Genomic DNA, 20,996 nt, shown 5'->3' with positions numbered 1-20,996 from the left:
GCCGCCCGGTGAGCGCCCGCCGCGTCCGGGTCCCGTCCCTGATGGGCGACCCCGGGATCGCGCGGGCGTGCGTCCCGTCGCGCCGCTTCCTGTTCGCGGTCCCGCCGCTCGCCGGGCATGTCGCCGCGGTCGCCGCCGTCGCCGCCGAGCTTGTCCGCCGCGGCCACAAGGTCGGCTGGACGGGCCACCGCGCGTCCCTCGAACCCCTGCTGCGCCCCCGCTCACGGATCTTCAGCGCCCTGGGCGACGGGGACGCGGCGCGCCTGCGCGACGACCGCCTCCGGTCGCACGGCCCCGCCGACCCCTCCTTCTGGGAGGGGTTCCTCGTCCCGCTCGGCCACGCCATGATGCCCGGCGTCCAGACGGCGGTCGACCGGTTCCGCCCGGACGTGGTGGTCGGCGACCAGCTCGTCCTCGCCGCGCCCGTCGCGGCCCGCCGCCGCGAGATCCCCTGGGCCACGGCCGCGGCGACGCCGGCCGAGTTCACCCGCCCGCTCGCCGACCGGCCGGACGACGAGCGGCGGGTGCGCGAGCGGATCGGCGGGTTCCAGCTCGACCACGGCATCGACGACCTGCTCGACCTGCGCTTCTCCGACCACCTCGTGCTGGTCTTCTCCACCGGGGCGCTGGTCGGCGACGTCTCCTTGTTCCCCGACCACTTCGCCTTCGTGGGGCCCGTCCTCGGCCGTCCCGTGCCGAGCGCGTTCCCGTGGGACCGGCTGGACGGCCGTCCGGCCGTGCTCGTCTCGCTCGGCGCCGTCGGCGACCCGTCACCCGAGCGGTTCTTCCGGGTCGCCGCCGAGGCCGTCCGGGAGCTGGACGTCCAGGCGGTCTTCGCGGCGCCGCCCGCGTTGGTGGGGGACGTGCCGCCGAACGTCCTCGTCCGCGCGCAGGTCCCTCGGCCCAAGCTCCTCGAACGGATGTCGGCGGTCGTCTGCGACGGCGGTTACGGCGCCGTGTGCGAGTCGCTGTCCCACGGCCTCCCGCTGGTGGCCGCGCCGGTCCGGGACGACCAGCCGATCATCGCGGGGCTGGTGGAGAAGGCGGGCGCGGGGACCTCGGTTCCGTTCGAGGGCGTCCGGCCGGACGGGTTGCGGGCCGCCCTCACGACCGTCCTGGCCGACGGCCCGCACCGCGCCGCCGCCGGGCGCGTCCGCGACTCCTTCGCCGCGGCGGGAGGCGCCGCCGAGGCCGCCGACCGCCTGGAGAAGCTGGCCTGACCCGCGCGACCCGGTGGCGTGCGCCGCACCCCCCGCGAACGGCGGGTATCCGGAACGCTCCATACTTTCGACCATGACGGAACGACGCGCGATCCTCAGCGGTTCGACCTTCGAGGAGCAGATCGGCTACGCCCGCGCCGTGGTGGACGGCGACCGGGTGCACGTCTCGGGTACGACCGGGTTCGACTACGCCACCATGACGATCTCCGACGACGTGGTGGACCAGGCCGAGCAGTGCCTCCGCAACATCGAGGCCGCGCTCGCGGAGGCGGACTGCACGTTCGCCGACGTGGTGCGCGTCCGGTACCTGCTGCCCGACCGCGCCGACTTCGAGCCCTGCTGGCCCGTGCTGCGGCGCCGCTTCGGCGAGGTGCGGCCGGCCGCGACGATGCAGGTGTGCGGGCTCGCCGACCCCCGCATGAAGATCGAGATCGAGGTCGACGCGCGGAGGGCGAAGGGGTAGGGCGCGGCTAGCCGGCGGTGGTGAGGGAGTCGAGCAGGCCACCGAAGTCGCCGAGGCCGGACGTCGCCTCCCGGAGGCGGTCGGGCCAGTCGGGATCGGTGCGCAGGGCGCCCACCGCGGTCTCCAGCGCAGGGGAGGATCCCCACAGCGCGAAGTCGCGGGCGGCGAGATCGCGCTGGTCGCGGTCCCACCAGGCGCTGACGGTGCGGAGCTGCTCGGCGAGCGTGTCGCCGGGGACCGCGCGCCCGTAGCGGCTCTCCCAGTCCCCGCTCAGCGGATGGCGTGCGCCGTCGGGGGTCGCTCGGTGCGCCTCGCCGAGCTGCTCCAGGACGAGGCACCAGCGGTAGGGAGGGGCGAAGAACTCCATCTCGTCGGCGGAGCACGCCTCGCCTCGCAGGATCGCGACCAGATGGGCTGCCAGACCGGCGGAGGCGGCGCGGGACGCGACGGCCGCGTCCACCGCGTGCGAGGCGGTGCAGTCGCGGATCCGGGGCGGCAGCCCGTCCAGCACCGGGGAGGACGGGCGCGGGGACCCCCAGCCGGTCAGGTGGGCGGCGGCGGCGAGCTCCGCCCACACCACCAGCCCGGGACGGTCGGACAGGGCGCGCTGGGCGGTGCGCATGTCCCGCAGCGTGCAGGGGGAGTCGCGGCAGTCCGCCCCGCAGGTCCCGCTGCGGGGGGTCACCAGCACGCGGGGCGAGGCCGTCGGCGGCGCGGCCTCCTCCAGGTGCGAGCCGTCCGGCATCCGGACCAGGTGCGGGTAGTCCATGCCGTCGGTGAACACCGCGCCCTCGCCCGGCGTGAGCGTGACGAGGAACTGCGACTGGGCCTCGGTGATGTTCATCGTGGCGCCGACCGCGTCCCGGTCGTCCTTCGCGGGCAGCCGGTGGACGATCTTGACGGCGGTGTTCTTGATGACGTCCGGGACGAGCTTGGACGGGATCTGCTCCGCCACGATCAGCCCCTCCCCGTACGCGCGGATCTCCGCCAGGAGGCTCGCGAACGTCTCCACGGCGTGGGACGCGGGCCCGGCCTGCTCGCTGCGGCGCAGCAGCCGGTGCGCCTCCTCGAACACGCTGAGGTGCCGCAGCCCGGACGGGGCGCCCTGCCGCTGCCGCAGCCGCAGGTGCTCGACCAGCCGGACCAGGACGGTGCCCATCAGGAACGCCTTGTCGCGGTCGTCCCCGACGTCCTCGATCTCCAGGACGACGTTGCGGGCGAGCAGCGCGTCGAAGTCGATGGGGTGGCCGCCCTCGAAGAACCGCCCCGTGGTGCCGAGCCGCAGGCTGGACAGCCGCACCCGGATGAAGCCGCGCACGTTGTCGGTGATCTCCTGGCCGTAGCCGATCTCGTCGACGACCTGCTCGGCGGTGGACTGCAGGTCGGCCAGCGTCGGGTAGCGCGGCGCGGTGCCCGGCGCGGTCGGCTCGCCGAGCGCCAGGTCCCAGCCGAGCCGCTCGTAGCAGCGGGTCAGCGCCGCCGCGAGCACCTGCGGGAACGGCTCGTCGGCCTCGAACGCCGCGAGGAACAGGGCGCGGACGAGGTCGGCGTGGGTCTGCAGCGGGAACGGCCGCCCGTCCGGCCCGGTCGCCGGTTCGAGCGGGTTGATCCCGGCCGCGATCGCCTCCGCGTCCCCCGGGCGGATCGTGACGACCTCCGCGTCCGGGAGCCGCGCCGCCATCAGCCGGTACTCCGCCTTCGCGGGCTCGACCACCAGCCACGGCAGCCCCGCCGCGGACGCGGCCGCCAGCAGCGACCGGACGGTCTGCGACTTGCCGGCGCCGGTCGCGCCGCACACGAACGTGTGCCGGTTCAGGCTGGACAGCGGCAGCGAGATCGGGCCCACGTCGCGGCGGTTGCGGTCCAGGACCCGTCCGAGCACGACCCCGGTGTCCGGCGACTCGGGCGTGACGTCGAACTCCGGCCGCATCACGAACCTGACCCCGGGGACCTCCCGGACGGGCGGCCGGGCCAGTGCCGCGACGAGCTGAGTGCTCGCCTCGAACGGCCCCGCCGCGCCCGGGACCAGCGCGTACGGCAGGCGGCCGAGGTCCGCCGACGCGCACACGAGCGCCGCGACCCGCGCGGCGGCCCGGGGCGTCGCCGCCCCGGCCGCCAGGTGCACCCGCCAGAGGCCGGACGTGGCGGCCTGGCGCAGCTCGCGGTGCCGCCTCTCCATCCGGACGGCCGTGACGGAGTCCTCCGGCGACAGCTCCGCCATCGACCGGGCGCGCTGCTGCCGGTCGGCCAGGTCGTCGGCGAGGCGCCGCGCCTCGTCCGGGTCGACGGGCTCGGCGACCAGCATCCAGGCGAACGGCTGCATCCACACCGCGAGCAGGCCGTCCTCCAGGGACGGCCGCGCGGGCTCCTCCGGCGGGGGATCCTCCAGGAGCAGGCCGTCGGCGATGCCGCCGATGCTCACCCAGTGGGCCATCGAGTCCTCGCCGATGCCCTGGGGCAGCAGGGTCCCGCGCCCGCCCGCGGGGAGGCTGAGGGTCGCGGCGTGCCCGTCGCGGTCGGCGAGGAGCCCGTCCCCGCCGACGAACACCTCCGTGGGGCCGAACGCCTCCGCGCGCCGCCAGCCGACGAGCACCGGGTCCCCGCCCGCGTGGTAGGCCGACACGAGCGCTGCGAGCCGCTGGTCGCGCCACTCGTCCCGCCCGTCCGTCCCGTCCGGGCGGGGGACCTCCGTCAGCCGGCACACCGGAAGGCCGCGCACGACGTCCCACATGGTCAGCCGCGCCGGCGGGCCGGGCCGGACATTTTCGCGATCTCGCCTCGGTCCAAGGTCATGAGCAGTCAGGCTATTGAGCAAGGTCCCCTTTGGGAAGGCCGATTCCTTACGGAGGGCCTGACAAGTCACATGTCAATCTGCTTGGGTTATTTGCGGCATACCGAGCGGGACGGGACGGGCGTGACGATAGCGTCGGCACCCGGACGGGACGGAGGGTTCAGGTCGTGAGGGGCGTTCCGGTCGACCATGGGGGCTTGCTGTCACGCCGGGAACGGCTCTTCACCCCTGATCCCCGTCTCGGCTGGGTGTTCCGCGACCGCTGGTGGTTCCTGCACCCCTTCCCGGACGCGCCGCCCCAGCAGCAGGCGCTGCCCGACTACCTGGCGCGCCGGGTCGTGCAGACCGAGCAGCTCGCGCAGCGCAGGCTGAGCCGGACGCTCCCGGTGAGCGCGGCGATCGCGACGATCCTCGTGCTCTTCGCCGCCTGCTCGGTCGGCGGCTCCCGGGACGTCTCGATCGGCTCGCTCCTGCTGGCCGCCATCGCCCTGGCTCCCGGCGCGGCGCTGACCTGGTGGGCCGTGCGGCAGCGGCAGAGCGCCAGGAAGGTCCACGAGCTGGCCCAGCAGCAGATCATCGGCGGCTACCAGGACCAGGCGCGGCAGTGGCACGCGCGCAAGCAGGCGCACGACGCCGCGGAGCGCGCGCGGCTGGACGGCCTGCCCGAGTGGGGCGCGGCCCCGCGCCCCGGCCGCCGCCTGGACGTGTTCGGCGGGACGCTGTGGGCGTGGGAGGCGCTGCTCACCACCTACGGGACGTCCACCCTCGCCGTCCAGCCGTTGCTCGTCCTCGACCTGTCCCGCGAGGTCGTCAGCCGCGAACTGGTCGAGCTGGCGCAGGCGGCGTGGATGGGCGTGGACGCGCAGCTGCTGCCCAGCCGCCAGGTCTCGTCCACCCTGCTGGCCGACCTGTCGCCCCGCGACCTGGTGGACGCGATCGTCGAGTCCATGCACGGCGGCACGCCCGACGCCGCGCGCGCCGACCGCAGCATGGACGACCGGATCCTGACCAAGGTCTGCGGAGCTCTCGGCGACGACGTCACGCTCGGCCGGATCGCGGCGGCCCTGCGCGCCCTGATGGGCGAGCCCGACGACGGCGACGCGCTGACCCGCGGGGAGCGGCGGCACATCGCGAGCGAGCTGTTCACCGTGGAGTACCGGCGGCAGGCCCACGCGAACCTGTCGCGGATCGAGTCCTACGTCCACCCGCTGGAGGACCTCGGGACGGCGCCCGCCGTGAGGGAGGGCGCCGGGTACCTGACCTGCGTCGCGCTCGACAGCCAGGCCCGCAACGTCCGCTCCGAGCTGCTGACCGACCTCATCGTCCAGTGGGTGACGCACCGCATCACCGCGTCGCAGGCCTCCACGCCCGCCCTCGTCGTCGCCGGCGCGGACGAGCTGGCCCGCCGCCACCTGGAACGGCTCTCGGACGCCTGCGAGCGGCGCGGCGTCCCGCTGACCCTGCTGTTCCGGCGGCTGCGGGAGACGTCCGCGGAGATGATCGGCGGCGGCGCCGTCGCGTTCATGCGGCTCGGCAACCACGAGGACGCCTCCCGCGCCGCCGACTTCATCGGCCGCGACCACAGCTTCGTCCTGTCGCAGATCACCAAGAACGTCGGCGGGAACGAGTCCCACACCACCACCGACACCGAGGGGACGGGCGACTCCGAGACCCACAGCACCAGCCGCACGACCGGGACGTCCCGCAACTGGGGGACGAACCGCTCGTCCGGCACCAGCTACTCGGGCGGCGAGATGTTCGGGCTGTTCCCCGACCGCTCGACCTCCTACCAGCGCGGCAGCAACCGGGGCGGCTCCACCAGCACCAGCGACACCGAGGGCACCTCCACCTCCACGTCGCGGAACTGGTCGGCCGCCTACTCCTTCGCGGAGGGGACCAACTGGAGCGACGCCGACACCACGCAGCGCGTGTACGAGTACGTCGTCGAACCCGTCACCCTCCAGCACCTGCCCGACCATGCCCTGCTGCTGGTCGAGTCGGCGCCCGGCGGCGGCCGCACGATCACGCCGGTCGAATGCGACCCGGCCATCATCACGCTGGACCGCGTCACCACCGGCCCCCTTCCGGACCCGCCGCCCCCGCAGCAGGCGCTGCCCGCCCCCGGCCAGGCGCCGACCTCGCCCGGCCCGGTGCCGCAGCCCCAGCAGTGGGGCGCGCCGCAGGGCCCGCGATGGGCCGCCCCGGCCACGCCGCCCCCGCCGCGGGCGCCCCTGTCGACCCGGCCGGGCCCGCCGCCCGGCCAGCAGACCGGCCCGAAGCCGCCCGACAACCCCCGCCAGGGGCCGCCGCCGCTGTTCGGCGGGAGGACCTGACCCGGCTCAGCCGAGCCGGCGGCGGAGCGCCTGCGCCCGCCGGACGAGGGGGAGCGGAAGCCCGTCGGGCTGGTGCTCGATGCGGTGCTCCACGGCCGCGACCAGGTCCGCGCCGAACCCCATGCGCACCGCCGCCGCGTCCGCCCGCGCCTCGCCGCCGGCGCTCAGCAGGCGCGCGCCCAGCGAGGCGGCGCTGGCGAGCGCGGCGGGCACCGCCACCAGCACCGTCACCACCGTGGCGACGGCGGCCAGCAGGAACACCCCGAGGAAGCCGATCGGCCGGTGCCACTCGACGGCCCGCCTCCACATCGGGCCGATCGGGGACCACGCCGTCCGCAGCGCCCACCGCAGGGTCCGGTTCGGCAGCGTCACCTGCGCGTGGACGAACGCCGGCACCGCCCGCCACCCCTGGAGATGCCCCAGCTCATGCGCGAGGACGGCGGCGAGGTGCCCGGGCGGCAACGAGCGGGCCGAATGCGAGGTGACCGCCACCGTGCGCGCCGACGGCCTGCACGCGGTCAGCCCCTCCGACTCCACGATCACAAGCCGGTAGCCGCTGACGCCGGCGTGCTGCTGCACGTAGCGCCACGCGTGCTCCAGCCGCGCGCGCTCGTCGGCCTCCGGCTCCCGGTAGCCGTACGAGCGCGGGGCGCTGAAGGGCGCCAGCAGCAGCATCGCCCACACCGCGAACACCGAGACCGCGCCCCAGAAGGGCCAGACGGACCCCGCCCCGAACGCGACGGCGGCGACCACGCCCCCCTCGGCCGCCACGACCAGGCCGATCGCGAGACCGGCCCGCCCGGACGGCGTGCCCTGCGGCTGCCCCGGCGGAAGATGACGCGGCACCGTTTCGTCCGCCTGCCGCGGCACCTCCGCCGCCCGTCGCTCCGGTACCGGCGGCCGTCGCACCGGCCCGGCGGGCCGCGGCGCCGGAGGCCGCGGAGCATGGGACTTCCGTAGACCCGGCGCAGGAGGCGCCGACGTCTCCATCCGAGCCTCCTGCAAGGGCGGCTGGGCAGCCAGTGGCGGGGCCGCGGGTCGCGGAGGCCGCACGGGCGATGGTGAGGACGCGGGTGCGGCCGCCGCGCGGCGCGGCGGTTCCGGCCGCGGGGGCGATGCGGGAGGCCGCGGTGTGCGGGGTCCGCCGGGCCGCGGCGACGGAGGCGCGGGCGATTCGAGCCGGGCCTCTCCCGTTGGCGGCGGCTGGACAGGCCGTGATGGAGGCGTGGCCTCGGGGTGAGGCGACTCGGGTTCTGGGGGCGGGGGCGGTGGTGGGGCCGGTGCCTGCGGTCGCGGTGCGGGCCCGGGCCGTTGCGGGCGTGGGGTGGGGGCGGGTGGGGGATCGGCGCTCAGGGAGGCGCGGCGGCGGGCGCGGGAGTCGTAGCGGCGCGACCGGTCGGTCCAGGTCTGGCCGTCCCAGTAGCGCTCGCGGCCCATCCACTCTGGATCTGGGTACCACCCAGGTGGTGTGCTCACCGGAACCCCGCCTCCCGTAAGGAACAGGTCAAGGCTTGCGCACGCCGCGACACAGCGTCAACACGGCGGTCACAGCTTGGGGGTGAAGGGGCGGCGATGGGCCGGATCGTCCGGCTCGGCCAGGCCGCGCAGAGCCGTCTCGACGAGCTCGATCCCCTGGAGGAGGGAGACGAGGCGGGCGCCCTCGCGGCGGTAGGCCTCCAGGACGGACTCGACGCCGTGCGGGGGGACGACGTCCCCGAGATCGACGCGGGCGGTGCGGAAGCCCTCGCGGGCCGCCTCCACGGACGCGTGGACGTGGTGGCGGGCCATGCGGGCGAGGGCGATGGGGTAGCGGCGCAGGACGCCGTAGCGCCGGTACTCGGGCGGGACGAGTTCCAGCAGCCAGGCGAGCGCCGTGTCCACGAAGCGGTCGGTGCCCGGTGGATGCACCTGCGAGGGCCAGCCGGGCGGAACGTAGGTGCTCACGAGGGCAGGATAACCCGGATTCGAACCTATGTTCGAGAGCGTTCCGGCGCGGTCATCCGGGCGGCGGGGTGCGCCGGATCCGGATCTTGCCGGACTCCAGGTCGTCGCGGGCGTTGCCCGATCCGGTCTGCTCGTGGTCGTCCTGGCGCAGCACCTTCTGCCGCTCCTGCTCCTCCTGCTTGACCTTCTTGGAGCCCTCGAAGGCGGAGGCGAGGTCCTCGAACATGCCGCCGCCGAAGCCGGCACCGGTCTCGCCGTCGCCCCGGATGGCCCCCATCAGGGACGACTTGCCCGTCCCCTCGCGGGGCCACTCGATGGTCTCCGGCTCGGCCGCCTCCGGGCGGTTGCCCATCGGACGGCCCTTGACGCGCTTGCGGCGGCGAAAGGGTGGCTTCACACACTCTCCAACGCGATGAGTCTCCAGAATGATCCCAGCGGACATTCAGGTTCCGAACGACCACCGGGTGGGAGAACCGGTGAAATCTCCCTGGCGGAGCCCGAACACCGACTGTGGCCGCACCGCGACGGTGGCGTTCACCTCCGGATCCAGGAAATCGACACGATAGCGCGTGGCGTACTTGGAGTTGACAAGGTCGATGAACCGCTGGAGGTCCCGCTGGTCGGTGACGATCTCGGCGCGCCCCTCGATGACCACCGGGTTCTCGGCCTCCTCGGTGGTGACCACGACCTGCGGGTTGCCCCGCAGGTTCACCATCTTGCGGGACGGCACCGCGCTGCTGAACAGCAGTGCCTCCCCTGACCAGGCGCCCCAGACCGGCATCGCGTGCGGCCGTCCGTCCGGCCGCACCGTGCACACCCAGAAGTTGCGGGCGGCCCGCAGCCGCTCCACGGCCCAGGACCACGGCAGCAGGCCGCTCCCCTCGTGCGGCCCCTGGATGCCGTAACCCGGCATGTACGGACGTTCCGCCTTCGGTTCGACGGGTCGGACGGGCTGGATGGGCTCCGGTTCCGCGGCGGCGCCGGCGGCCGACATGGCGTTCCTCCCTCGGTCGTGCACTGTCCCGTCCCATATCGTTACAGACCTTGGCGTCTCGGGGTGACGCTCGGTGGCTCGTTGGGAGCGCCCAGGCGCGGTAGCCTGCGGGACGTGCGCCTATCCCTTGTCATCTCCGCTTTGGAGGAGCTCTATCCACCCGCCTGGGCGGAGTCCTGGGACGCCGTCGGCCTCGTCTGCGGCGACCCCGGCCAGGAGGTGGGACGGGTGCTGTTCGCGGTCGACCCCGTCGCCGCCGTGATCGACGAGGCGCTGGAGTGGGAGGCCGACCTCGTGGTCACCCACCATCCGCTGCTGCTGCGCGGGGTGCACTCGGTCGCCGCCACCACGCCCAAGGGCCGCCTCGTCCACCGCATGATCACAAATGGGATCGCGCTGCACACCGCGCACACCAACGCCGACCGCGCCGCCCCGGGCGTGTCGGACGCGCTGGCGCGGGCCGTCGGCCTCACCGGCGGGCTGCGCCCGATGGTCCCCGCCGACGACGACCCGCGCCGCGGGCTCGGCCGGATCGGGGAACTGGACGAGCCGATCGCGCTGCGGAAGTTCACCCGGCGCGCCGCGGCCGGGCTGCCGTCCACCGCCTGGGGCCTGCGGGCGGCCGGCGACCCGGACCGCCCCGTCCGCACCGTCGCCGTCTGCGGCGGCGCCGGCGACTCCCTGCTCGGCACCGCCCAGGCGGCCGGTGTCGACGTCTACCTCACCGCCGACCTGCGGCACCACCCCGCGTCGGAGTTCGCCGAGCAGGGCGGCCCGGCCCTGGTGGACGCCGCGCACTGGGCGACCGAATGGCCCTGGCTCGCCGACGCCGAGCGGCGCCTGGCCGGGTCGTCCCCGGAAGCTGGCAAGTTGGAGACACGGGTGTCCACGCTCGTCACCGACGCATGGACCCTCCACGACGAAGGAGCATTGTGAAAGCCGCACCGCAAGCCCAGCTTCGCCTGATCGACCTGCAGGACCTCGACAGCTCCCTCGACCGGCTGGCGCACCGCCGCCGCACGCTGCCCGAGCTGGCGGAGATCGAGCGGCTGGAGGGCCGGCTGACCGAGCTGCGCGACGCGATCGTGGCGGCCGAGACGGAGGTCGGCGACCTGCGGCGGGAGCAGAAGAAGGCCGAGCAGGACGTCGACCAGGTCCGCACCCGCGCCGACCGCGACCAGAAGCGGCTCGACTCGGGGCAGGTGACCTCGGCCAAGGACCTCAGCAGCCTGCAGACCGAGATCGAGTCGCTGCACCGCCGCCAGTCCGACCTGGAGGAGGTCGTGCTGGAGATCATGGAGCGGACCGAGGAGGCCGAGGGACGGGTCGCCGCGCTGAACGCCGAGCGGTCCGGCGCGCAGGACGACCTGGCCGGGCTCAGCGAGCGCCGCGACGCCGCCCAGCGCGAGATCGACGACGAGGCCGGGACGTCGAGCGCCGCGCGCACCGCCGTCGCCAAGGACGTCCCGGACGACCTGCTCGCCCTCTACGAGAAGCTGCGCGGCCAGTTCGGCGGCGTCGGCGCGGCCAAGCTGTACCGCGGCGCCTGCCAGGGCTGCCACCTCGCGCTGAACACCGTCGACCTGAACCGCATCCGGGCCGCCGCCGAGGACGAGGTCATCCGCTGCGAGGAGTGCCGCCGCATCCTCGTCCGGACGCCCGAGTCGGGTCTGTGAGCACCGGCAGGAAGCTGGTCGTCGAGGCGGACGGCGGTTCGCGCGGCAACCCCGGTCCCGCCGGGTACGGAGCGCTCGTCCGCGACGCCCTGACCGGCGAGGTGCTCGCGGAGGTCGCCGAGTCGATCGGGCACGCCACCAACAACGTCGCCGAGTACCGGGGCCTGATCGCCGGGCTCGCGGCGGCCGCCGGGGTCGACCCGTCCGCACGCGTCGAGGTCCGGATGGACTCCAAGCTCGTCGTGGAGCAGATGTCGGGCCGCTGGAAGATCAAGCACCCGGACATGGTGCCGCTGGCCCTGGAGGCCCGCGAGCGGGCCGCCGCGCTGGGCCAGGTGTCCTACGGCTGGATCCCGCGCAACCGCAACGCGCACGCCGACCGGCTCGCCAACGAGGCCATGGACGCCGCCGCCCGCGGCGAGCACTGGACGCGCAAGGTCGAGGAGGCGCCAGAAAAGTCCGAGCCGCCGCCCCGGCCCGCCTCGTCCACCCCGACGACCACGCTCCTGCTGCGGCACGGCGAGACGCCGCTGTCGATCGAGAAGCGCTTCGCCGGGGTCGGCGACGCCCCCCTGACGCCGCACGGCCTCGCCCAGGCCCGCGCCGCCGCCCTCGCCCTCAAGGACCGGGGGATCGACGCGATCGTCACCTCGCCCCTGTCCCGCTGCCGCGACACCGCCGCCGAGGTCGCCGCCGTCACCGGCCTGGACGTCCGGGTCGAGGACGGCTTCCGGGAGACCGACTTCGGCGACTGGGAAGGGCTCACGTTCGCCGAGGCGGGCAAGGGCTGGCCCGCCGAGATGAAGACGTGGCTGGCCGATCCCGACGCCGCCCCGCCCGGCGGGGAGAGCTTCGCCCAGGTGTCCCGCCGCGTCCGCACGGCCCTGGACAAGCTGAAGGTCCGCTACCGCGAGCAGACGGTCCTGGTCGTCTCGCACGTCACCCCGATCAAGCTCCTCGTCAAGGACGCCCTGGGAGCGCCCATGTCGTCCCTGTACCGGATGCACCTCGACGTGGCGGCGCTGACGTCCGTCGACTGGTACGCCGACGGCCCGGCGACCCTGCGCGTCTTCAACGACACCCACCACCTGCCCGCCTGACCGGGATCCGGTACGAGGGGGCCGACGGGTGCGTGTGCGGCACGCGGAGCCGCTAACCTTGGGGGACGGCGGACGAGCCGGCCGGACGGCCGCGTCGGGGAGCGATCCCCGTCGAGGAAAGTCCGGGCTCCACAGGGCAGGGTGGTCGGTAACGCCGACCCGGGGTGACCCGCGGGACAGTGCCACAGAAAGCAGACCGCCACCGGTCCGCCGGTGGTAAGGGTGAAACGGTGAGGTAAGAGCTCACCAGCGCCCACGGCGACGTGGGCGGCTAGGTAAACCCCACCCGGAGCAAGGTCAAGAAGGGGCCCCGCAAGAGGCCCCGCGCAGGTGCCTGAGGGCGGCCCGCCCGAGCCTGCGGGTAGACCGCTGGAGACCGCCGGCAACGGCGGCCCGAGATGGATGGCCGTCACCCGCCGCCCCGCAAGGGGCGACGGACACAGAACCCGGCTTACAGGCCGACTCGTCCGCCCCCCAGCCTTCCGACCGGCCTCCAGCACTTCGACCGGCCTCCAGCACTTCGACCGGCCTCCAGCACTTCGACCGGCAACGCATGGCGTTCGAGGGTCGACGGTAATGGGAGGGGCCCGGTGGTGTCCGGGCCCCTGATGGTGCTGGGTTGAGGTCGCCGTTTCAGATCCGTCGTGCTGGTCTGAACGGCTGCCTCGGCTGGATTCGCCTGCCGGCTACGGCCGGGTCATCTTCGTTCCGTCGGGGTACGTGGTCGTCTTCCCGTCGTCGCTGACGGTGACCCGCTCGCCGCCGGGGCGGCGCGTGAAGCTGACGGCGTTCGGCTTCCCGGCGTCGGACGGCGCACCGGCCTCCGGCCGGGTCATCTTCGTTCCGTCGCCGAACGTGGTCGTCTTCCCGTCGTCGCTGACGGTGACCTCCTCGCCGCCGGGGCCGCGCGTGAAGCTGATCTTTCTCTTGCCCATGAGAGGGCCTCCTCGGTTGGACTCGGGCCGCGGACCTCGTCCGGGGCCATGACTGTTCACCCCTACCGTCCGGGAATGCCGCACCCGGGCAACCGGTCGCCTGCCGCGGTTTGGGGATAGAGACTCTCCGGAAACAGGTCATGGGACACAGAGGGCTTCATACAGGGCGCTTACCGTCCAGGTAAGAGCTGATCGCCCTGATCGGTGACGGCGGCGGGACCGGGGTGCTGGAGTCCCGTGGAGAGGAGCGATGATGATCGTCATCGTGTTCGTGGCCCTGGTGCTCGCCGGGGTGCTGGGGAGCCTGGTGTACCTGTGGGACTTCTCGCGTGCCAGCCGGCGCGACGCGCTGTTCCTGCCGGCGACGGATCGGCGCGCACGCCGGGCGCGCAAGGTCACGGGGATGTACGTACGCAGCTCCACGCGCGGCGAGGACGAGCTCGTCGGGCGCTGGTAGACCGGAAGCGCGGGTCGTCCCGCCGGGGGACGACCCGCGCCTTTCATGTGAGGGAGCGGGTCTGCGGCGCCTCGTCCGGGACGGGGACGAAGGCGCCGCCGGCCGGGTCGAAGACCTCGACGGTGGCGGATCCGAGGTCGAGGTAGAGGCCGACCAGCTCGATGTCGCCGGACTCGACCCGCTCCCGGAGCCACGGGTAGGTCAGCAGGTTGTCGAGCTGCTGCATCACGTTGATCTTGCAGAGGCGGGTGAGGGGCTGCTCGTCGCCGGGAACGTCCTCGGCGAGGAAGCGGGCGAGGCTGTGGTTGCCGTGCTTCAGCCAGCGCGACAGGCCCTCCAGGTGCTCGACCTCGGTGCCGCCGGCGAGCAGCGCGGCCATCGCGCCGCAGTTGGAGTGGCCGCAGACCGTGATCGTCTTGATGTCCAGGACGTTGACGGCGTACTCGACGGTGGCCGCCACCGAGTCGTCGGGCGTCCGGGAGCCGTGCCGGGGGACGAGGGCGCCGACGTTGCGGTTGATGAACAGGTCGCCGGGGCCGCTCGCGGTGATGATGTTGGGCACGATGCGCGAGTCGACGCAGGTGATGAAGAGGTGCTGGGGTTTCTGCTCCATCGCCAGTTCGGCCATGATCGGGCGGACGAGCGGCGCCGTGCGCCCGTGGTACTCGCGGACGCCGTTCAGCAGGACGGACGCGGGGGACGTCTCGGGTGCGTCCAGCTCGGTCTCGGACCGCCGCCGCCGGTTGGACCAGGGGGCCCACCAGCGGGCCGGGGGCGGAGTCTTGGCCGGTTGGGACATATCTCCTGTCACAGCTCTTTCATACCAAGCCTCGTGAACCTCGTCGATGTCGACCCTCCCCCCTTGGCGTTCGTGGGCGAGCCGCCACCGGTGGACGGCGTCGAACGCGGCGTGGTCCATGAAGTCGACGTTGAGGTCCAGGTCGACGCTCCCGTCCGCCGGGATCCGCTGGAGGGCGCGCGCCACGCGGGGGACGCCGAGGAAGGTGAAGGTGCCCTCGACGACCACGTGCCAGCGGGGCGGGGCGGGGGCGTCGCCGGGGGCCGGTACGAGCTGCTCCGTCCGGACCGTGAGCCGGGTGAGCCGCCGCAGGGCCAGCACCGCCATGATCCCGATGCCGAGCAGGACGCCCTCGCCGAGCCCGAACAGCACCACGCCGCCGAGGGTGACGAAGTAGGCGGGCGCCTCCCGGTGGTGGCGCAGGGCGCGGACGCGGGACAGGTCGGCCAGCCGGACGCCGAGCACGACCAGCAGCGCGGCGAGCGCCGCCAGCGGGACCTTCTCGATGAGCGGTCCGCAGGCCAGGGCGAGGACGAGGACCCACACGCCGTGCAGGACGGGGGACAGCCGGGTGCGACCGCCCGCCTCGACGTTGGCGGTGCTGCGGACGATCACGCCGGTGATCGGCAGCCCGCCCAGCACGCCGGAGACGGCGTTCGCGGCGCCCTGGCCGAGCAGGTCCCGGTCGAGGTCGGCGGCCGGGACGCCGGCCGGGCGGGAGCGGTCGACCGCGACGCTGCACAGCAGGGATTCCACGGCGGCCACGAGCGCCACGGAGATGACCGCGCCGGTGATACCGAACGCCGTCCCCTGCGGCATGACGGGGAGGCTCCAGCCGTCCAGCAGCGAGGACGGCAGGTCGACGCGCGGCACCCGCCAGTCGAGGCCCCAGGCGAGGGCGGTGGCCAGGGCGACGGCGGGCAGCGGGCCCGGGACGAGGCGGAGTGCCCCGCTCTTCGGCAGCCGGGACCAGCCCAGCACGACGAGCACGGTGAGCCCGGCCACCAGCGCGGAATGCGTGTGCGACCGTGTGAGCTGGCCCGGCAGTTCCCGCAGGTTCGCGACGGCCGACTGCTGGGGGCTGCCGCCGAGGACCACGTGGACCTGGGCGAGGACGATGACGACGCCGACCCCCGCGAGCATCCCGTGCACGACGGCGGGGGAGACGGCGAGGGCGGCGCGCGCGACCCGGCTCGCGCCCAGCATGATCTGCACGAGTCCGGCGAGCATGGTGATCGTGCAGGTGGCGCGCCAGCCGTAGGTCTGCACGAGGCCGGCGACGAGGACGGTGAGCCCGGCGGCGGGCCCGCTGACCTGGAGCGGCGAGCCGCCGATCAGGCCGGCGACGACGCCGCCGACGACGGCGGCTATCAGTCCGGCGGCGACGGGCGCGCCGGAGGCGAGGGCGATGCCCAGCGAGAGCGGGATCGCGACGAGGAACACGACGAACGAGGCGAGCAGGTCGCGTCGCAGCGTGGACACACTCGGTGGCTTTATAGTCACACAACGTATTCAACCATGCGCCTTCCCATACCTCGCCGCCGCGCGGCGCGAGGTGCCGGCCGGGCATCCGTGGGTCATCCTGCTGCCGGCGACCTCCCCCGCGAGCCCGGACTCGGCGATCACCGCGGTCGGAAACCTGGCCACCGACGCGCCCGGCTACACCTATGACGAGCGGGTTGAACGGCGCTCGACGGGGGGCGGTGGCTTTCTTCGGACACGACGAGGGCCGCCGGACGGATCCGGCGGCCCTCGGTCGAGTAGGTGCTGGTCAGCGGCGGTAGTTCTCCCAGTCGTCGGCGGGCTGGGGCGAGCCGTACGGGGGGTTGTCGTTCTGCTGGCCGCCCTGCGGGTACCCGCCCTGCTGCGGCTGCTGCGGCTGCTGGGGCGCGCCGCCGTAGTAGCCGGACCCGTACGCCTGCGTGGCGTTCGGGTCGGCATAGCCGCCGGTGCCCTGGTCGTGCGGCGCGGCCAGCGGGTCGCCGCCGTTGTAGCTGCTGCCGCTGAAGTCGCCGTAGGCCCCGGCGCCTCCGGGGCCGCCCTCGGTGCCCCCGCCGAACCCGCCGAGCGGGTCGTCGTAGCGCTGCGAGTCGCCGTAGGCCGGGGCGGACGGGTAGCCGTCGTTCTGCTGGCCCTGCCCGTACCCGGGCGGCCCGCCGAGCCCGGAGTCGTAGCCCTGGCCGGAGCCCGTGTCGTAGCCGCCGCCCTGCTGCCCGCCGGACGGCCACGGGCCGGTGTTGCCGGTGCTCGGCGGGCCGGACGGGGTCGTCCCGTACGAGCCGGTGCCGAGGGGGTCGCTCAGCGGGTCGTTCAGGGAGCCGCCGTAGGAGCCGCCCGTGTCGGACGGCGAGGGCGGGCCCGACGACCGCTGCCGGTCGGACTGGATGCGCTGGAGGAGCTCGTCCACGGTCGGAAGCTTGTGGCCGTCGGTGTCAGAGCCGCCGCCGTGCGCCGCCGGGGCGGCGGGCGCGGACGGAGCGGGCGGTGCGGCCGGCGCGGGCGGTGCGGGCGGCTCCTCGGGACGGCCGAGGGGCAGCCCGAGCGGGTCGCTGCCGAGGGCTCCGCCGGGGCCGGACGAGCCGAGCGGCATGTCGTAGTCCTGGCGGCCTCCGGGAGGCGGCCCGGCGGCCGGACGGCTGCCGAGCGGGTCGGAGTTGTAGTCGCCGTAGGACGGCTCCGGGGAGCCGTACTGGGGCTGCTCGGGGACGCCGTACTGCGGCTGGTCCCCGCCGTACTGGTCCTGGCCTCCGCCGTACTGCGGCTGGTCTCCGCCGTACGGGTCCTGGCCTCCGCTGTACGGGTCCTGGCCTCCGCCGTAGGGCGGGTCGCCGGGGCCGTAGTCGGCGGCGCCGTAGGCGGGCTGCGGCTCCTGGCCGCCGTAGACCGGCTGGTCGGGCACGCCCGGTCCGCCGTAGGGGCCCTGCGGGCCGGGGGCGCCGGGTCCGGCCAGGTCGGCCGGGATGGGGTCGAGTGACGTCGCGCTCGGGTCGTTGCCCGGGAACGGGGATCCGCCCTGGAATCCGCCGGGGCCCGGGGGCGTCTGCTGCGGGCCGGTCCCGGCACCGAGGCCGTTGAGGACGGTGCCGTCGGCGCCGAGGGAGACGGGCTGGGTCAGGCCGGGCGGCTCGATGGCCGGCTGCTCGGGCGGGGGGGCCTGCGCGTGGAGCGGGTCGGCGGCCGGGCCGGTGTCGGGCCGCGCGCCGCCTTCGTCGTGCTGCCAGGGGAACTTGGGCTTGTCGAAGGTGATCGTCGCCCAGTAGTCGTCGTCCTCCATCTCGTCCGACGCCTGGCCCGGAGGCGGGGGCGGCGGGGCGGCGGGGCCCGGGGCGGAGGTGGGAGCGGCGAGCGGGCCGCCGCCGCCGACGCCGGCGACGCGGCGGTCGGGACCGGGATCGGGGGCGCGGTCGTAGCCGCCGTCGTAGCCCTCGTCGTATCCGGGGCCGTACTCCTCCGGGCCGCTCATCTGCTCCTGCGGTGGAGGGATGCCCCGGCGGCCGCGCGGCTGCTTCTGCGGCTCGTCGTCCATCCAGTCGTCGTCGTCATCGCCTCCCGCCCTGCTGGCCCGCAGGCCGAGGGCCACGAGGACGACCACGAGGACGACGACCACAATGAGGCCGAAGACCACGATGTAAGAAGTCATGCCACCACCCAATGCCTTGGCCCGGCGAGAGTCGCCAGCGCGGACCGCGGGTCCGTCCCGATTGTCGCCAGCGTCCGGATAGTCACGGGTGTCCGCCGCCTTGGCTCAACCCGATTCTCTCTGACCGCTATGACCGTTGTCACACCCTTCGCGCACATTTACCCTCACACGGCGCGTGCCGATCGGCCAACTCCGCCGATCCGCACACCCCTGACAGCTCCGGCCCCGCGGGGGTCCGCCCTGACCGTGTGCTCGCGGGCTCCACGGTCAACGCGCCTGCTCGCCGCCGAAGTTCCCGGTGATCCGCCCGCGCCCCACCGTGTGCTCGGCGATCGCGGGAAGCGAGTCCTTCAAAGCCGCGCCGTTCTGGAACGGTGCCGGATCGTCCAGCGCGTAGATGGTGAACCGGTACCGATGCTTCTCTCCCTTGGGCGGGCACGGGGGCGCGTAACCCGCCTTCTTGCCTGTGGTCAAGCCTTCGACGGTCCCGTCCAGCCGGGCGCCTTCGACCAGCTCGTTCACGGTCCCGTCGATGCCCGCGATCACCCAGTGGACCTTGGCGCCGCCGGAGGCGTCCGGGTCGTCCATCACGATCGCGAACGACCGGGTGCCGGCCGGCGTGCCCGACCACCGGAGCGGCGGGGTCTTGCCCTGACCGCCAGGGTACGTCGTGCAGCCGTATCTCGGGGGCAACTCGCGCCCATCGCGGAAGACCGGGCTGGTCACGGTGAACCACTCGGACAGTTCCGCGCTCTTGTTCTGGGGCTGGCCGATCAGCCCGCAGCCGCTCAGCGCCCCGGCGAGCGCGAGCGCGCCCGCCGCGGCCATGACCGGACGCCGCTCTCTGCTCATCATCGATACGCTCCCGGGCGAGATCGTACGCCGCGCGCCACCGGATCGCCGTCATCTCGGCCTCCGCTTCTCGGCCGCGTGCGTCCCGTCGCCGGCGCCCCCTTCCTCGTCGGCCCCAACCCTAAGGGTTTTCGGGGGGTGGGACGGGCGGTTCGCGCCGCCTCCGGAGGGCGCCGCCCCGGCGCGGCGTCCTGTGACGTTCGTCATGCGTGCATTGCCGCGATCCATCCCGCTTTGGGGAAGGAGTGGCACGTTTCACACCCATATCCGGGTCATCCTTTGCCATAACGGGAAGTTCGGCGGTTCTTTCCTGGTTCCTGATTGGTGAACGGCACGTTCCATCCGCTAGTTTGTGAATGTCTTCACAAGCCGACCGTGACATTGGAGGGCCGCAATGGCCAGGACCGCCCAGGGGACCCCCGGCGCTCCCCACATCCTCATCGTGGGTGGCGGCTATGTGGGCATGTACACCGCTCTCCGCCTGCAGAAGAAGCTGAAGCGGGAGCTGAGGAGGGGCGATGTCAGGGTCACCGTCGTCGACCCCAACTCGTACATGACGTACCAGCCGTTCCTGCCCGAGGCCGCCGCCGGGAACATCTCCCCGCGGCACGTCGTCGTCCCGCTGCGCCGGGTGCTGCCGAAGTGCACCGTCCGCAAGGCGCGCGTGACCGAGTTGAACCACGACGAGCGATGGGCGATCGTCCAGCCGCTGGCCGGGCCGCCGGAGCGGATCACCTACGACTACCTGGTCATGGCGGCCGGCGCGGTGCCGCGGCTGCTGCCGATCCCCGGGCTGGCCGAGAACGGCATCAGCCTCAAGACCGTCGGCGAGGCCATCCACCTGCGCAACCACGTCCTGGAGCAGCTGGAGATCGCCGAGTCGACCGACGACGTGGAGCTGCGCCGCAAGGCGCTGACCTTCGTGTTCGTCGGCGGCGGGTTCGCCGGCGTCGAGGCGGTCGCCGAGCTTGAGGACATGACACGCGACGCCACCAAGTACATGCGCAAGGTCACGCCGCAGGACCTGCGGTTCGTCCTGGTCGAGGCGACCGACCGCATCCTGCCGGAGGTCGGCCCCGACATGGGCAAGTGGACCGCCGAGCAGCTGCGCGGCCGCGGCATCGCGGTGAAGATGAGCACCTTCCTGCAGTCGGCGGTGGACGGCCAGATCGAGCTGTCGGACGGCAGCAGCTTCCCGGCCGGCACCCTCGTGTGGAACGCGGGCGTCAAGCCGTCGCCGGTCGTGCGCAACGGCGACCTGCCGGTGGACGAGCGGGGCCGCGTGAAGGGCACCGAGTACCTCACCATCGAGGGCCTCGTGCACGCGTTCACCGCCGGCGACAACGCCGCGATCCCGGACCTCACCGAGGACGGCATGTTCTGCCCGCCCAACGCCCAGCACGCCGTCCGCCAGGCCAAGCTGCTCGGCGACAACATCGTCCGGTCGATGCGCGGCAAGACGCTCAAGCCCTACGTGCACGGCAACCTCGGCGCCGTCGCGGGCCTCGGCCTGCACAAGGGCGTGGCCAACCCCCTCGGCATCAAGCTCAAGGGCTGGCCCGCGTGGTTCTTCCACCGCAGCTACCACGGCGCGATGGTCCCGACCTTCAACCGCAAGATCCGCGTCATCGCGGACTGGACGCTCGCGCTGTTCCTCAAGCGCGAGACCGTCTCGCTCGCGACCATCGAGCAGCCGCGCGCCGACTTCGAGCTCGCGGCCCTCGACGACGGCAAGGCCAAGGCCAAGGCCGACCAGAACGCGGCCTGACCCGTTCCACGCGAAACGCCCCGG

At 73.9% G+C, this 20,996-nt stretch carries 17 protein-coding genes and 1 other RNA gene; 9 read left to right on the top strand and 9 right to left on the bottom strand.

Annotated elements, in window-relative coordinates; translation table 11 throughout:
* The first annotated feature begins 8 nt into the window (after window positions 1-8).
* Window positions 9-1,220 carry a glycosyltransferase gene (locus CHC11_RS22475; RefSeq protein ID WP_245919594.1) on the top strand — a complete coding sequence of 404 codons (1,212 nt, stop codon included), beginning with the start codon at window positions 9-11 and terminating at the stop codon, window positions 1,218-1,220.
* A gap of 73 nt (window positions 1,221-1,293) precedes the next feature.
* On the top strand, window positions 1,294-1,683 hold the full coding sequence (locus tag CHC11_RS22470; protein ID WP_089313727.1) for a RidA family protein: 390 nt from the start codon (window positions 1,294-1,296) through the stop codon (window positions 1,681-1,683).
* 7 nt (window positions 1,684-1,690) lie between these two features.
* Here CHC11_RS22470 and CHC11_RS22465 read toward each other — a convergent pair whose 3' ends face one another.
* The gene (locus tag CHC11_RS22465) at window positions 1,691-4,402 is read right to left on the bottom strand and encodes an ATP-binding protein (RefSeq protein ID WP_218826196.1); all 2,712 of its coding nucleotides are present in this window, start codon (window positions 4,400-4,402) and stop codon (window positions 1,691-1,693) included.
* 269 nt (window positions 4,403-4,671) lie between these two features.
* Between CHC11_RS22465 and CHC11_RS22460 the strand changes: the two genes are divergently transcribed.
* Window positions 4,672-6,807: a hypothetical protein gene (locus tag CHC11_RS22460; protein WP_143227196.1), complete on the top strand. Its 2,136-nt coding sequence runs from the start codon at window positions 4,672-4,674 to the stop codon at window positions 6,805-6,807.
* A 6-nt stretch (window positions 6,808-6,813) separates the two neighbouring features.
* Here the strand turns inward: CHC11_RS22460 and CHC11_RS41510 are convergent, their stop codons facing one another.
* From CHC11_RS41510 to CHC11_RS22440, 4 genes are all read right to left on the bottom strand, one after another.
* Window positions 6,814-7,653, bottom strand: a complete 840-nt coding sequence (locus tag CHC11_RS41510; RefSeq protein ID WP_179278946.1) for a M48 family metalloprotease — start codon at window positions 7,651-7,653, stop codon at window positions 6,814-6,816.
* A gap of 699 nt (window positions 7,654-8,352) precedes the next feature.
* Entirely contained in the window at window positions 8,353-8,751 is a 399-nt protein-coding gene (locus tag CHC11_RS22450; protein WP_089313723.1) for a hypothetical protein, read from the bottom strand.
* Window positions 8,752-8,803: 52 nt separating this feature from the next.
* Window positions 8,804-9,148 (bottom strand): DUF6191 domain-containing protein, encoded by a 345-nt coding sequence (locus CHC11_RS22445; RefSeq protein WP_089313722.1) that lies wholly within the window; start codon window positions 9,146-9,148, stop codon window positions 8,804-8,806.
* Window positions 9,149-9,193: 45 nt separating this feature from the next.
* Window positions 9,194-9,745, bottom strand: coding sequence for a pyridoxamine 5'-phosphate oxidase family protein (locus CHC11_RS22440; protein ID WP_089313721.1), 552 nt, complete (start codon window positions 9,743-9,745; stop codon window positions 9,194-9,196).
* A gap of 114 nt (window positions 9,746-9,859) precedes the next feature.
* Between CHC11_RS22440 and CHC11_RS22435 the strand changes: the two genes are divergently transcribed.
* From CHC11_RS22435 to rnpB, 4 genes are all read left to right on the top strand, one after another.
* The gene (locus tag CHC11_RS22435; protein WP_089313720.1) at window positions 9,860-10,681 is read left to right on the top strand and encodes a Nif3-like dinuclear metal center hexameric protein; all 822 of its coding nucleotides are present in this window, start codon (window positions 9,860-9,862) and stop codon (window positions 10,679-10,681) included.
* A complete protein-coding gene (locus CHC11_RS22430; protein WP_089313719.1) occupies window positions 10,678-11,421 on the top strand; it encodes a zinc ribbon domain-containing protein in 744 nt (247 codons plus the stop codon). The genes CHC11_RS22435 and CHC11_RS22430 overlap by 4 nt, the downstream gene beginning before the upstream one ends.
* Window positions 11,418-12,521, top strand: a complete 1,104-nt coding sequence (locus CHC11_RS22425; protein WP_089313718.1) for a bifunctional RNase H/acid phosphatase — start codon at window positions 11,418-11,420, stop codon at window positions 12,519-12,521. Before CHC11_RS22430 ends, CHC11_RS22425 begins: the two co-directional genes overlap by 4 nt.
* A 73-nt stretch (window positions 12,522-12,594) precedes the next feature.
* Window positions 12,595-12,991: RNase P RNA component class A (gene rnpB, locus CHC11_RS22420), an RNA gene on the top strand.
* A 216-nt stretch (window positions 12,992-13,207) separates the two neighbouring features.
* Here the strand turns inward: rnpB and CHC11_RS22415 are convergent.
* Entirely contained in the window at window positions 13,208-13,456 is a 249-nt protein-coding gene (locus CHC11_RS22415; RefSeq protein WP_089313717.1) for a hypothetical protein, read from the bottom strand.
* Window positions 13,457-13,706: 250 nt separating this feature from the next.
* Between CHC11_RS22415 and CHC11_RS22410 the strand changes: the two genes are divergently transcribed.
* Window positions 13,707-13,913, top strand: coding sequence for a hypothetical protein (locus tag CHC11_RS22410; RefSeq protein WP_245919592.1), 207 nt, complete (start codon window positions 13,707-13,709; stop codon window positions 13,911-13,913).
* 43 nt (window positions 13,914-13,956) lie between these two features.
* Here CHC11_RS22410 and CHC11_RS22405 read toward each other — a convergent pair whose 3' ends face one another.
* The 3 genes from CHC11_RS22405 to CHC11_RS22395 all read right to left on the bottom strand — a co-directional run bounded on the left by CHC11_RS22405 (window position 13,957) and on the right by CHC11_RS22395 (window position 19,207).
* Complete coding sequence (locus CHC11_RS22405; RefSeq protein WP_245919590.1) at window positions 13,957-16,194, bottom strand: SulP family inorganic anion transporter; 2,238 nt, start codon at window positions 16,192-16,194, stop codon at window positions 13,957-13,959.
* A 289-nt stretch (window positions 16,195-16,483) separates the two neighbouring features.
* Window positions 16,484-18,352: a hypothetical protein gene (locus CHC11_RS22400; RefSeq protein WP_143227195.1), complete on the bottom strand. Its 1,869-nt coding sequence runs from the start codon at window positions 18,350-18,352 to the stop codon at window positions 16,484-16,486.
* Between the two features lie 267 nt (window positions 18,353-18,619).
* Entirely contained in the window at window positions 18,620-19,207 is a 588-nt protein-coding gene (locus CHC11_RS22395; RefSeq protein WP_245919588.1) for a YbhB/YbcL family Raf kinase inhibitor-like protein, read from the bottom strand.
* Between the two features lie 391 nt (window positions 19,208-19,598).
* On the opposite strand from CHC11_RS22395, the gene CHC11_RS22390 reads away from it, so the two are divergent.
* Window positions 19,599-20,972, top strand: coding sequence for an NAD(P)/FAD-dependent oxidoreductase (locus CHC11_RS22390; protein WP_089313714.1), 1,374 nt, complete (start codon window positions 19,599-19,601; stop codon window positions 20,970-20,972).
* The last annotated feature ends 24 nt before the right edge of the window (window positions 20,973-20,996 follow it).

The sequence above is a fragment of the Actinomadura mexicana genome, assembly GCF_900188105.1.
Lineage (GTDB): Bacteria > Actinomycetota > Actinomycetes > Streptosporangiales > Streptosporangiaceae > Spirillospora > Spirillospora mexicana.
The sequence above is the reverse complement of the archived record's forward strand: the minus strand, read 5'-3'. Positions and strand labels throughout refer to the sequence as shown.